A 14011-nucleotide genomic window follows, 5' to 3' on the forward strand; every position below is an offset into this window, starting at 1 on the left:
ACTTTCCATTGTGTATATGGCATATGATTCATATGAACAGGAACGGTGTAAAAATGCTCGTTACGAACTGTCGGAATTTGGCGACTATGTGGTATGATCATCTTCTGTGGTCTGTACAATGAAACGAATGTGTTGCGGTTAACAGTAAGTTGAATATAAGTTCAGTTTGTATGACGACAACATTGTAAATGAAACGGATGTATGGTTTATTGTGCAAGCATAATCGACTTTGACGCTGTAGACTAAACAAACAACAAGACATGAATGTGCGAAAACAAACGGTGGATGAGCAATAGAGCTGAGTCTGCTAATATGTTGCACTGCCTGTAACTGGAGGATGTAGATGTGGTTGAAACGGTACTCGCTATTGCTATTTTTATTGTCACACTGACGTTTGTCATCTGGCAGCCTCGAAATCTGTCCATTGGTTGGTCGGCATGTGGGGGAGCGGCGATTGCGCTGCTGACCGGCGTTGTTGGCTGGCAGGATGTGCAGGATGTGACTAGTATTGTATGGAATGCGACCCTTGCTTTTGTAGCGATTATTATTATTTCGCTCGTGCTGGATCGGATTGGATTTTTTGAATGGGCAGCGCTGCATATGGCGCGGCTGTCGCATGGGAATGGGCTGCGGATGTTTATTTACATCTCGGTGCTGGGTGCGGTAGTCTCGGCACTGTTTGCCAACGATGGTGCAGCGCTCATTCTGACGCCGATTGTACTCGCAATGGTACGGGCGCTCAAGCTGGAAGAGAAGTATGTATTTCCATTTATTATCGCGGGTGGATTTATTGCGGATACGACCTCGTTACCGCTAACTGTAAGTAATCTGGTCAACATTGTCTCGGCGGATTATTTTGGTGTGACCTTTATGGAATATGCGGCACGCATGATTATTCCGAATCTATTCTCGCTAGCAGCGAGTATTCTCGTATTATATTTGTATTTTCGTAAAAGTATTCCGCATACGTTTGACGAAAGTCAGCTGAAGGAGCCGATTAAGGCGATTCGCGACCTCAAGCTGTTCAAACTGTCATGGTGGGTACTGGGATTGCTGCTGGTAGGGTATTTTGTCAGCGAATTTCTGCATATTCCGGTCTCAGTTGTGGCGGGTGTGATCGCGATCTTTTTCCTGATTATGGCGAATCGTAGCAGTACGGTGCAGGCGCGCGAAGTGCTGCGGAATGCGCCGTGGGCGATTGTCTTTTTCTCAATTGGGATGTATGTGGTTGTATATGGATTACGTAATGCGGGGCTAACATCGATTCTGGCAGAATGGATTCAAGCATTCTCGAATCATGGACTGCTGGCGGCGACGATGGGAATGGGTTTCCTGTCAGCAATGTTGTCATCTGTGATGAATAATTTGCCCACAGTGCTAATCAATGCGTTGGCGATTCATTCGTCCGGTGTACAGGGCGTCGTGCAGGAAGGTCTGGTGTATGCGAATATCATCGGCTCCGACCTCGGTCCCAAAATCACACCGATTGGTTCGCTTGCAACGCTACTCTGGCTACATGTGCTCGGTAACAAAGGCATTCGCATCACATGGGGTACGTACTTCAAAATCGGTCTGATTCTGACCATTCCGACGCTGTTCCTCACACTGCTTGGTCTATACTTGTGGCTGAGCATCTTGGGTGGTTAACGCATTTGATCAATAAAGGTACAAAAGAAACCGGCAAGTATACAAGATGTCAGCTACAGAGGCACATCTACTATACTTGCCGGTTTTTTGTATTTCAACATGATATCTACAGCTCTATCCTACTATCAATCTGTTAGTTTTATGATATTCTATCGCTTTTCAATGATTTATTAGGTTAAGACTTTATATTGCATTACCATAGCATATTGTACATTGATACTCTATTGCATGTTGATGCTCTATTACACGTCAATACCATTTTATACTACATTGCCAGATCACTATACTATGTTCAATTGGAAGTCCGCCAGCAGCCTTGCAATTTACGCAATAATACAATTTGCCCTGCATGATAGGCATCATGGATGATCCAACCGGCAAGCTGTTGACCACGGTTTATATCGGTATCTGGATAAGGGGCAGCAAGCGATTCATCGTCATACGCATCAATCATATCGCGCAATGCTAGCGATGTATCGGTCACATCACGAACAAGCTGCTGCCAGCCTGCTTCATCATATGGATCGCCCGGAGAACCAAAGGTTTGCAAATTATTTTCTGCTTCAGCACCCGGATCTTTATCCTGATGGCGATTCAATACACGCTGATTATAATGCTGAATATGATTGACGTACTGACGAATCGTCAAATTATCGCCTTGCGGTTGCCATGCCGCTTGCTGAGCAGTCAAGCCTTCCAAAGCTAGTGAGAGCGGAACAATCCAGTCTTCATCCTTCCAGATTTGATCCTTTTGCAGTAATAACAGATCCACTTTGAGCTTACTCATCATATTGCCTCCTTCGGGTTGTATCCCGTATAGTGGACGATCTGTGAAGCAGCAGAAGATTGGTGGAAACCTCATTTAGAAAATAGTAGCGACATTATGAGTGTAAAAATGGTGCTTACAGAGATGTTATGTGTAAATGTAGCTTTCTATCTCACTCATAGATCGTTACAATAGTATTAAACATAATAGAATATACGTAACCATCTATTTTATTTAAGATAGTTACGTCGGGTGTATCTATGACAGATGTATTGATGTATCTAAGACTAGTATATTGATGGATCTAACATATTTACATTGAATGCGTATGATCAAATGTTCCGCTAACTAGTAACATACACTAGTAAAGCATGAGCTAGTAAATAAAATTACAATCATATATGAGCAATAACGACAGGATAGGTGAATAATTATGGATATGATGTGGACTGATTTTTTGAATAGCGATTATCACGACTGGAAGGAAGGCAAGCATGACGAAGACAAATTGCCGCTACCTACATGGCAGCAGCGTTTTCTGGAGCAGCATCAGCTGAAGGCAGATGTACCGGCGAATGAGCAGCAACTAGCCATGTTATGTACATTACGTGCGCAACTAAGCAAAACAGCAGCAGAAGTGGCTACAGGCGAATCGTTGTCTGCCAAGCATATGCAGTATTTGAATGACATGTTGGCAGGTGTTTCGTTGCAACGACAACTACAGATGGACAAGGAGCAGCTAACGCTACATTATGTGTGTCAGCAGACAGGTTGGGATATGGTAGCGGCGGAGATTGTAGCTGATTTTGCAGCAACATTGTTACATGGCGATGCTCGGCGTATCCGTCATTGCGATAACCCGGATTGCCGTTGGGTCTTTTACGATGATACACGTAGCCGAACGAAGCGCTATTGCGATGACAAGTTATGCGGCAATCTGATGAAGGTTCGTCGTTTTCGAGCACGACAAAAGAACAAGAAGTCATAAAGAAGCTCCAGTCCTCATTATCCAATAGTTGCCAAACCTAACAACTGACAGTACAATAAAATCCATATTACATGCGATGATGAGAAGAGTAGACTTGATTTGCGCTTCAACAGAGAGCTCCGGTAGCTGAGAAGGGGTGAAAGCAATCCAGTCGAAACAAGCCTCTGAGCAGCATATCGGAACCGGTCAGCGGGGATGGTATGACAGGCGCTCCTGTTACAGAGCTGGGGTATAATCGGCGTTTCTTGTATCGCCATATGAGTCATATGGAATGATAGGCGGCACGACGACGTACCCGACAAGGCGGATGCAGTGATGCAGCCGCGAACTGGGGTGGCACCGCGATCACAATCTCGTCCCCAAGACAAATGTCTTGGAGGTGGGATTTTTTTGTTTTATGGCATGTGTGGAGACGAGTTCTTCACACGGTCATAGTGGATTGCCAATTGGGAAATCAATGAGTAGCAGTATGCCGTTCATATGTAGCTACCAATACGATTCATCGTTTCCTCACACTTGAAGGAGGTCACCCCATCATCATGTTAAATACGGATAAAACCCATTTTATCGAACACGAACCTGCTGAGCATGAGCATTTTATTACTCGCATCATAAAAGAAGATGTAGCAGCGGGCACATTCAGTCGCCCGATCGCCACACGCTTTCCGCCGGAGCCAAACGGTTATTTGCATATCGGCAGCGCCTTTGCCATTATTTTGAATGTGAGTATGGCGCAACAGTTTGATGGCAACTTCGTTCTGCGGTTCGATGATACGAATCCGCTCAAGGAGGATGAAGAGTACGTACACGCGATTATTCGTGATCTGGCATGGCTCGGTTATCGTCCAGCGGTGCATTACGGTTCCGATTATAGCGAGGAGTATTACGCTGCCGCGATACAACTGATTAACAAAGGAAAAGCATATGTATGCGACCTGACCCCAGTGGAAATGGCGCAATACAGGGGTACACTAACCGAAAAAGGAACAGACAGCCCCTATCGTAACCGTAGTATCGAGGAGAATCTGAAGCTGTTGTCTGCCATGCGTGCTGGTCAATTTGCTACTGGAGAAAAGGTGCTGCGTGCGCGTATTGATATGGGATCGCCCAATATGAATTTGCGTGACCCTGTGCTGTATCGGATCATTCATACTCCGCATTACCGTACAGGCAAAGAGTGGTGCATATACCCGATGTATGATTTTGCTCATCCGATTCAGGATTGGAAGGAAGGCATCACGCATTCGTTATGCTCTATTGAATTTAAGGAGCATCGACCATTGTACGATTGGGTGCTGCATGAGCTGGACATTGCCGAGCCGCCGAAGCAACGTGAGTTTGGACGATTGAATATTAGCGGTGTAGTAACGAGCAAGCGCTATTTGCGGCAGCTTGTGGAAGGCGGATATGTGGATGGCTGGGATGATCCGCGGTTGCCAACGTTACAAGGGATGCGTCGTCGCGGGTATACTGCGGATAGCATTCATGCCTTTTTTCGTGATGTTGGTATGATTCGGGCAAACACTACCGTAGATCTGGGCATGCTAGAGCATGCTGTTCGTCAGGATCTCAAGCCCAAAGCCATATCTGCCATGGTCGTTCTGAATCCGGTTAAAGTGATCATTACGAACTACGATGCAGCCGCTACGGAATGGCTGGAAGTAGAGAATCATCCGCAACAGGAACATAGGGGTACACGTCTGCTTCCATTCACACGCGAGATCTGGATTGAGCGCGAGGATGTGATGGAAGTGCCAGAGCGCGGTTTCCATCGGTTATCGCCGGGTGTGGAAGTACGGCTGAAAGGGGCGTATTTTATCCGCTGCCAACGTATTCTGCATGATCCAGACACAGGAGAAATCAGCGAAGTGCATTGTACGTATGATCCTGACACTCGAAGTGGAAGTGGCTTTGACGCACGTAAAGTAAAATCAACGATTCACTGGGTAGCTGCGCATCATGCAGTTCCGGTAGAAGTGCATGTATATCACTCATTGCTTACGGAAGAGAGTGAAGTGAAACACGATAGTAACACAAGCCAAGTTCTTGAAGGAAGTAAACATGTTAAAGTTAATGAGGATATCAATGTAGACGAAGGTGTGAAGCCAGATGCCGAATCTCATACAGAACATAATAAAGTTGAAGATGATCCATGGCATCATCGCGTTCGCTCGGATTCGCGTATTGTGATGAAACATGCTGTAGCAGAGCCGATGCTCCTTCATCCTGATCCTGAGGCACATTATCAATTTATCCGGCATGGTTATTTTGTGACCGATAGCCGATACAGCCGCGACGATCATCCTGTATTCAATCGTGTCGTATCCCTCAAGGACTCATGGAAAAGAAGCTGAGTGCAAAGAGGAATTACGATTCAATAGTCATCCAGCAGCATACAGATTGATTTCGATACAAAATAGAAGCTTAGGATGCACTACTATGTAACATTCCCTAATACGAAGCTGGCATATAGAATCTAGCATTTAATAGAACAAAGAGGATAAAGAGAACAAACAATAGGTCAGATCAGTATCATCACGATGCCGATCTGACCTGTTTTTGTCATAAATACCGTTTTGGCTTTGACATTAGGGTCGGTGAAACGTATACTGTACATAACATATGAACAATTACTCATGTATTGATAAAATAAAAAAATATAGCAAAGGCAGTAGGTAGATAAGATACAGCCTTTTCGCTAAAAGGAGGAATCAGCATGGGACAGACATCGTTACAGTTGACTACCCGTGAGCTGACATTAGACGGACTGCATTGTGCCAATTGTGCAAGGAAGATCGAGAACGGCGTTAGCAAAATCAAAGGCGTATCGTCATGCTCAGTCAACTTTGTCAACAAAACATTGACACTTGAAACGGAGCAAGAGCAGGCGGAACAAGTGGCTGGGGAAGCCGCACGTACTGTCAATCGGATCGAACCACACATACAGGTCAAGATCAAAGCACCCATCGCTCAGACAACTGCTGTCAACCAAAAGAATCGTATCCATGCAGATGGGTCTGCTTCACATACTCATTATGATCATCCGATGCTGGCGCCTGCGCAGAACGAGCGGATGAATGCTCCAACCAATACAGAGCAAACCCAGCAACATTCCCATGAATCCTTACACAATCACCAAGCACATAACCATGCTCATAACCACCAAGAACATACTCATGCTCATAGTAGTAATCAGCAACGGAATCTGCTTATCCGTTTGCTAGGCGGCGGTATTTTGCTGGCGGGCGGTTTGATCTTGCCAGTGTCTGGTTGGGCGGAGCTAACATTATTTCTGCTTGCCTATGTGATCGCTGGTGGCGATATTGTCTGGCAGGCAGTGCGCAATATTGTGCGCGGGCAAGTATTTGATGAGTATTTTCTAATGGCGATAGCGACGATTGGTGCGTTCTTGATCGGTCAATACCCGGAAGGGGTTGCCGTTATGCTCTTTTACCAACTCGGTGAGATGTTTCAGGGATATGCGGTAGAGCGTTCACGTCGCTCCATCGCTGAACTGATGAATATTCGCCCAGATTATGCTAATTTGCAAACGGCGGAAGGCATGTCTCAAGTCTCGCCAGAGACTGTACGGATTGGCGATCATATTATGATCAAGCCGGGGGAAAAGGTGCCGCTGGATGGTATCGTAGTTGAAGGTAGCTCTATGCTTGATACATCCGCACTGACGGGTGAATCGGTTCCACGTCATGCCCAGACTGGCAGCGAAGTACTGGCAGGCTTTGTGAACAAAAATGGTGTGTTAACGCTGGAAGTTAGCCGTGGATTCGGCGAATCGTCAGTCGCGAAGATTCTGGAGCTGGTGCAAAATGCCAGCAGCAAAAAGGCACAAACTGAGAAATTCATCACCAAGTTCGCCCGGTATTACACACCAGCAGTAGTTATGATCGCAACCTTGCTCGCTGTCGTACCGCCGCTGCTGATCAGCGGAGCGTCATTTACTGATTGGATCTATCGTGCGCTTGTCTTTCTCGTGATTTCCTGTCCGTGTGCACTCGTCGTTTCGATTCCGTTAGGCTTTTTCGGAGGCATTGGTGCTGCATCCCGTAACGGTATTCTCGTTAAAGGCAGTAACTATCTGGAAGCATTACATGGAGTCAAGTATGTCGTATTCGACAAAACAGGCACATTGACCAAAGGAACATTTGCTGTAACCGGAATGTATCCGGCAGACGGTACATCGTTTACACAGCAACAATTGCTGGAAATTGCCGCTTATGCAGAACTGCATTCCAGCCATCCCATTGCCGAATCGATCCGCGACGCTTATCCCCATGCCTTGCAGCAGGAACGTATTCGCGACTATAGTGAGCATGCGGGTTATGGCATTGAAGTGATGTGGGATGATCGCCAGATACTAGCTGGTAATCGACGACTCATGGAGCAGCATCAGATTGTTCCGGTTGAGTCAGCAGAGGCAGGAACGGTTGTGCATCTGGCTGTAGATGGAATGTACGCCGGGCATCTTGTGATTGCCGATGAGATCAAGCCGGATGCCGCCGCAGCTATCTCCATGCTCAAGCAACAAGGCATTCGCAAAGTTATTATGCTCACTGGCGACAATCGTCAAACGGCTGAACGAGTAGCGCATCAACTGGGGGTAGACGAGGTGTATTCCGAATTGTTGCCTCAGGACAAAGTAGCGCAACTGGAACGACTGAACGACCTGCGCGTACGCGGAGAGAAAATCATCTTTGTCGGTGATGGCATTAACGATACACCTGTACTTGCTCAGGCAGACATCGGGGTAGCGATGGGCGGTCTTGGTTCAGATGCGGCGATTGAAGCGGCGGATGTGGTCATTATGAATGACGAACCATCCCGTCTGCCAGCGGCAATTGGAATCGCTCGCCGTACCCGCCTTATTGTTTGGCAAAATATATGGTTTGCACTAGGTGTAAAAGTAATCTTTATGACATTGGGTGCTTTCGGTATCGCTACGATGTGGGAAGCTGTATTCTCGGATGTGGGCGTTACCTTACTGGCAGTATTAAACGCCATGCGGGTGCTGCGTATTAATATATCGTCTCTGTTACCGCCTATTACTACTGCATTTGCCCCTATAAAATCGGTGAAAAGTAACTGATTTGTTACTGCATTATGTATAAGCAAAGGCTGCACGACTGTGTGTAGCCTTTTTGCAGTACTATTTTTAATATCCAATATATGGGACAAACGACGTGAGTATGAGTAGATTCTTAACATAATTTCATAGTTAATCATTCGTAATACCTATCTGTAAGACGATATAAATACCCAATACATTACATCTTTTTCACAATTGCTTCATAATAAAAAGAAAGAAAACTAGTTCTTTTTAACCAAAAATCGACAAAATACATATTATCAACTTAGGTCTTTTGTGTTATGATATTTTTGAATCATTTACTTGCTTATATAAGTCATAAGCAGTCCAATTTTACAGTTTTGACTGAATTCTATCTAAAGCATGCAAACAATGGGAATGGACACTTGAGCATGACGCAGTTGCTGCATTTTAAACTAATATAATTCCTGCTGTATGGCTGTGCGATTACGTACAGACAGGTTAGAGATAAGGGGAACATGGTCATGAAATTGCAAAATTATATCTTTGGAAATCAATACTTGGATGTACAAGATGACGAAGGCAATATGTTTGTTGGTCGGGTAGAGGAATTTAACGAAGAGTTCATCATACTTGCTGATATTGCACGACTGGAGCATATCGCCCCGCGCGAGAAATTGCCTTTAAGTGAAATGATGAAAAAGGACGTTTTCGCCTTTTTTGTTGGTCAAAACAAGCTGAAATACCAGTTTAAAACGAGAATTACACGCAGTGATGAGAATCAAGTTCGTATCAAACTGCAAAGCCCTAACCCAGACGAGATCATCAAAATCCAAAACCGCGACTATTTACGGATTAGCACGTCACTACGCTGCGATCTACAGGTTATGGAAGAAGATGATCTGGAATTGCAAATTTACACACATGATATTAGCGGCGGTGGATTGTCCTTTTACAGTCGTCAACCGGTCAATTTCCAGAAATACGAAGGTACACTGTATTTGTACAAAGGCAGCAACGAAATGTCGCTACCGTTCAAAGCCGATCTTGTCTATATGAATCAACTGGAAGACCAGAAATACAAAGTAGCTCTTAAATATAGCGACATCAAGGAACAGCACCGGAACCATATTATTCGTTATGCTATTCAAGAACAGGTGCGTTTCCGTAAATAAGAAAGCAGATCGTTCCTATACATCCTGCCCCCGGTTGACACTGGGGAGCAGGATTTTTGCATTACAATGATCATAAATCAGTTTTTATATATGCGACGTATTAGCGTGTTTTTGACACGATTTTTTATCAGAAAGTTGATACATAAACCAATAATGCCATAATATTGATTATGGTTTTACGTTATTATCCATAAAAAGTTAAAAATATCAAAAAAATTTGCAGGTTCATATTTACGAAAAACGTCCTGCTTCTTCTAGTAGCAACTCGTTCTTTTGTGAAGTGTATACAGGAGAATATACCCTGCATCTGACTGTAGATTCCGACGAAATTTGACAAACAAAGGTCAAATGATTTAACCTGTTAAAGGTTACAAAATTTTAACAAGTGATTCATTTTACTACTTAATGGAATCCTAAACAGCTATGGAATACGTTCCACATGAGCCGTTTATCTGTTACCCGACGTTCTTGACACGAATTTATTGCACAGCGGGTAGGTTACTTAATGGGAAAAAGCTCTACATAATGAATGTTTGCTGCCCGTGTATACCTCTGAAATAACTCCGCAAGCACCGAAGGGAGAAGTATTTGTTTGAAGAAATTGATATTGTCTCTGCTGGCTGCGGCTGTGATCTGCACAGCACAACCGGACGGCGCATCTGCCAGCACACCGACATTTAAAAGTGAAATCAAAAGCCAAGCAACTCGCGTGATGGGTACACCTTATGTAATGGGTGGAACGAGTACACGCGGTTTCGACTGCTCCGGCTTTACTCGATATGTATATAAGAAGTTGAATAAATCTCTACCACGCACAGCGAGACAACAAGCCAAAATAGGCAAAGCAGTCTATAAGGGGAATTTGTCCGTTGGAGATCTGGTCTTTTTTAATACGATGGGATACGGAATCTCACATGTAGGTATCTATATCGGTAATAACAAATTCATCCATTCCGCCAGCAGCACAGGCGTAACAATCAGCAGCTTGTCTCAGTCGTATTACAAAAATCGGTATGTAACAGCGAGACGAGTTGTAAAATGAGTCGGTTGGCAATCGCTAGCTAACATGCAACATTGTACTGTAACGAGTCATACATGTACCAAACGATGCTTCCTGTTATAAAAGTTGACGATAGCCGGATCAACGAAAGCAGCATCGACAAAAAGCGTTCCCTTTTCCATGGTATCTACATGAGAAGGGAACGCTTTTTGTTTTGTATGACTAAGCTGAGCTGCCATACATTAGATAAATAGATTATGACTCGCTTGATCGGCTTGACCAAGATAATAGCCGACGCCGCCAATCGTTACATTGTCCAATAGCTCCTCGCGCTGAATGCCCATCACATCCATTGACATCTGACAGGCAACCATCTCGACGCCTTGTGCAGCTGCACTCTGGATCAGATCTTCCAGTGAGGCAATATTGCGATTGCCCATCACGCCGCGAATCAGACGCGGGCCAATGCCAAGCATATGCATACGGGACATGCCAAGTTTGCGGCTACCGCGCGGCATCATCAGCCCGAACATATGCCCTAATACACTTTTACGAACAGGTGGTTGTTGATGCTTCCGAATCATATTCAGACCCCAAAATGTAAAGAACATCGTCACCCGTCGTCCGCTTGCTGCTGCACCATTCGCAATAATAAAGGAAGCGATTGCTTTGTCCAGATCACCGCTGAATACGACCATTGTGCTAGCGCGATGAACAGGGGCAGAAGAATCAGCGATATATTGCTCCTGTTCAGGTAAAGTTTCAGCTGGTTTATGAATGACCGCTTCAATCGTACCACCAGGTAGATGCTGCAAATGAAGCAGAGAACAACCCGACATGGTGCACCATGCTCGAATATCTTCGTAAAATCCTGGATCGGTGGCACGAACAACCAGATTGTGTCCAGCAGGCAGATTGTCTATACTTTGCTTCACCTGAATCAAAGGACCGGGACAACTCAGACCGCATACGTCCAATTCTGTAGTGCTTACTGGATCAGGCGATGAATGAGAATATGATGGGGAAGTAGTAGCCGCTACGATGTCTGCTGGCCGCTGTTGACGTTCATTGGCTTGTTCTGCTTGAGGATCTGATGTAAAGGCTGAATGATGATCGTTGAATGGAGGTAGAGGTGTCGGCTGAAATTGTGCTTGCCGCCACGTTTTGTATCCGCCGCTCAAGTTTCTAACTTGGAATCCATGCTGCCGCAAAATCTGCGAAGCGGTATACCCTCTTAGTCCTACCTGACAATATACCAGAATGAGTTTGGAATGATCCAGTTCATTCAGCTGTTCGCGCAATTCATCAATCGGAATCGATAATGAACCCGGAATATGACCGTTTTCATGTTCCATCGTACTGCGTACATCGACCAACAATACAGGCTGTGCATCATCACGACGGATAGATTCCAGCTGATCATACGTAACCAGCTCTGCTCGTCCAGCAACAACATTATCCGCCGCATATCCGGCGATATTGACCGGGTCTTTGGCAGAGGAATATGGAGGCGCGTAACTCAGCTCCAGCTCTGCTAGATCGCTCACCTTCCCGCCAAAACGCATCGCAATAGCAATATCGTCGATCCGTTTATCCACACCATCATAACCGACTGCCTGAGCGCCAAGAATCTTTCCTTCCGGTGTAAATAACAGCTTCAACGCAATCGGACTGGCACCCGGATAATAAGACGCATGAGAACCGGGATGTACGATCAGACTATGATAATTGATGCCAAGTTGTCGCAGTGATTTTTCATTCTTGCCTGTCGAAGCGGCAGTTAGCTGAAATATTTTCAGAATAGACGTGCCTTGCATTCCTCGATACATGGCAGGTAAGCCAGCGATGCGATCCGCAGCAATACGTCCCTGTTTGTTGGCTGGGCCTGCCAGTGGGATCGCCATCACATGTCCCTCAGAAGTATGCAATTGGATTGCGTCGCCGACAGCATGAATATGAGGCTGATTCGTTTCCAATGCTTCATTCACAATAATATGACCGCGTGCGCTCAGTGCAATACCACTATCCTGTAGAAATGTAGTATCCGGTGTGACGCCGATTGCGAGAATGACCAGATTGGCAGATAACACAGTGCCATCACTCAACTGAACACCGACAGCGTTTGGCTGGTCAATAAATCCTTCCACGCGCTGTTTCAACACTAGCTGAATCCCATGCTGCTCCATATGTTGTGCAATGGATGCCGACATTTCTGGATCAAAAGGAGTTAAAATTTGCTCGTTACTCTCTATCAATGTGACGTCCATACCGGCTTCCCGTAGATTCTCTGCCATCTCCACGCCAATAAATCCACCACCAATAACAATTGATTGACCGTTGTTATTCGCATCTGAAAATTGTTTGATATGATCAATATCGATAACATTGCGTACCGTGCGAATGAGCGGATGATCGATACCGGGCAACGGTGGAACAACCGGGCGCGCACCAGGGGATAATAGCAACTCATCATACGATTCTTCATATATGCCTAGCTCACGGCTACGTACGGTAATCGTGCGCTGTTCTGGATGAACAGCAATCACTTCACTCTCTGTTCGTACATCAATACGGAAACGATCTTTCATTCCTTGCGGTGTCTGTACAAGCAGCCGCTCGCGCTCTATAATAGATCCGCCGATGTAATACGGTAATCCACAATTGGCAAACGAGATATGGGGCCCTTTTTCAAACATAATGATATTTGCATGCTCATCCAATCGGCGAAGCCGTGCAGCTGCGGACGCGCCGCCAGCCACACCGCCGACAATCAGTACTTTTTTGCTCATGATCTACATTCTTCCTCTCCGAATAAAATGGCGACAATAGACGCGATCCGTGGATCAGCCAGCACATAATTGACTTCCAGACCACTTCGTTCGGTCTTGACGATACCCGCACTACGCAGCTTTTGTAGATGCTGCGATACCGTCGATTGCGGCATGTCCAGACATTCCTGCATATAGGACACATTGCATTTCTTTTTGCGAATGAGGCCGCGTACAATACATAGACGAACCGGATGCGATAACGCCTTGAGAAGATTGGCAGGCTCGTCAAATACTTGTAAATCCCGTGCATCGAATGGAGCAGTATTCATATATAAACCTCCTGTAATTCATTGGAATGAAAGATGTACGAAAAGTGCATCTGTAATGTTATATCGTAATATTACGATATATTGATTTAATAGTCAATATGCATTGTTATACTCTGTACATAATCTTCGTCACATAAAACAGATAGTTCGGACTGCCAATATTACATGCTAAATTATGGATATTGATTTGATGTTCAATTATGCTATACTGATAACATCTTAAATTGTAAAGATTACAAATTAAGATATCTAGCAAGTATAATGTGAATG

9 protein-coding genes and 1 other annotated feature are annotated in these 14011 nt (G+C 45.0%); of the genes, 6 read left to right on the forward strand and 3 right to left on the reverse strand.

Going from position 1 to position 14011, the window contains the following annotated elements:
- The first annotated feature begins 345 nt into the window (after positions 1 to 345).
- The gene (locus ACE3MZ_RS11100) at positions 346 to 1647 is read left to right on the forward strand and encodes an arsenic transporter (protein WP_411346489.1); all 1302 of its coding nucleotides are present in this window, start codon (positions 346 to 348) and stop codon (positions 1645 to 1647) included.
- A 292-nt stretch (positions 1648 to 1939) separates the two neighbouring features.
- Here the strand turns inward: ACE3MZ_RS11100 and ACE3MZ_RS11105 are convergent, their stop codons facing one another.
- Complete coding sequence (locus ACE3MZ_RS11105; RefSeq protein ID WP_411346490.1) at positions 1940 to 2437, reverse strand: DinB family protein; 498 nt, start codon at positions 2435 to 2437, stop codon at positions 1940 to 1942.
- 409 nt (positions 2438 to 2846) lie between these two features.
- Between ACE3MZ_RS11105 and ACE3MZ_RS11110 the strand changes: the two genes are divergently transcribed.
- The 5 genes from ACE3MZ_RS11110 (at position 2847) to ACE3MZ_RS11130 (ending at position 10683) form a co-directional block, all read left to right on the forward strand.
- On the forward strand, positions 2847 to 3401 hold the full coding sequence (locus tag ACE3MZ_RS11110; RefSeq protein ID WP_411346491.1) for a CGNR zinc finger domain-containing protein: 555 nt from the start codon (positions 2847 to 2849) through the stop codon (positions 3399 to 3401).
- Positions 3402 to 3468: 67 nt separating this feature from the next.
- Positions 3469 to 3765: a binding site (T-box leader), on the forward strand.
- Positions 3766 to 3940: 175 nt separating this feature from the next.
- Positions 3941 to 5755, forward strand: a complete 1815-nt coding sequence (locus tag ACE3MZ_RS11115) for a glutamine--tRNA ligase/YqeY domain fusion protein (RefSeq protein WP_411346492.1) — start codon at positions 3941 to 3943, stop codon at positions 5753 to 5755.
- Positions 5756 to 6117: 362 nt separating this feature from the next.
- Positions 6118 to 8505, forward strand: a complete 2388-nt coding sequence (locus tag ACE3MZ_RS11120; protein ID WP_411346493.1) for a heavy metal translocating P-type ATPase — start codon at positions 6118 to 6120, stop codon at positions 8503 to 8505.
- Between the two features lie 485 nt (positions 8506 to 8990).
- Positions 8991 to 9641 carry a flagellar brake protein gene (locus ACE3MZ_RS11125; protein WP_411346494.1) on the forward strand — a complete coding sequence of 217 codons (651 nt, stop codon included), beginning with the start codon at positions 8991 to 8993 and terminating at the stop codon, positions 9639 to 9641.
- Positions 9642 to 10233: 592 nt separating this feature from the next.
- Positions 10234 to 10683, forward strand: coding sequence for a C40 family peptidase (locus ACE3MZ_RS11130; protein WP_411346495.1), 450 nt, complete (start codon positions 10234 to 10236; stop codon positions 10681 to 10683).
- 200 nt (positions 10684 to 10883) lie between these two features.
- On the opposite strand, the gene ACE3MZ_RS11135 is transcribed toward ACE3MZ_RS11130, so the two are convergent.
- Both ACE3MZ_RS11135 and ACE3MZ_RS11140 read right to left on the reverse strand, forming a co-directional pair.
- Positions 10884 to 13430, reverse strand: coding sequence for a DsrE/DsrF/DrsH-like family protein (locus ACE3MZ_RS11135; RefSeq protein ID WP_411346496.1), 2547 nt, complete (start codon positions 13428 to 13430; stop codon positions 10884 to 10886).
- Positions 13427 to 13741, reverse strand: a complete 315-nt coding sequence (locus tag ACE3MZ_RS11140; RefSeq protein ID WP_411346497.1) for an ArsR/SmtB family transcription factor — start codon at positions 13739 to 13741, stop codon at positions 13427 to 13429. Before ACE3MZ_RS11140 ends, ACE3MZ_RS11135 begins: the two co-directional genes overlap by 4 nt.
- Between the last annotated feature and the right edge of the window lie 270 nt (positions 13742 to 14011).

Source organism: Paenibacillus sp. WLX1005, assembly GCF_046603685.1.
Lineage (GTDB): Bacteria > Bacillota > Bacilli > Paenibacillales > Paenibacillaceae > Saccharibacillus.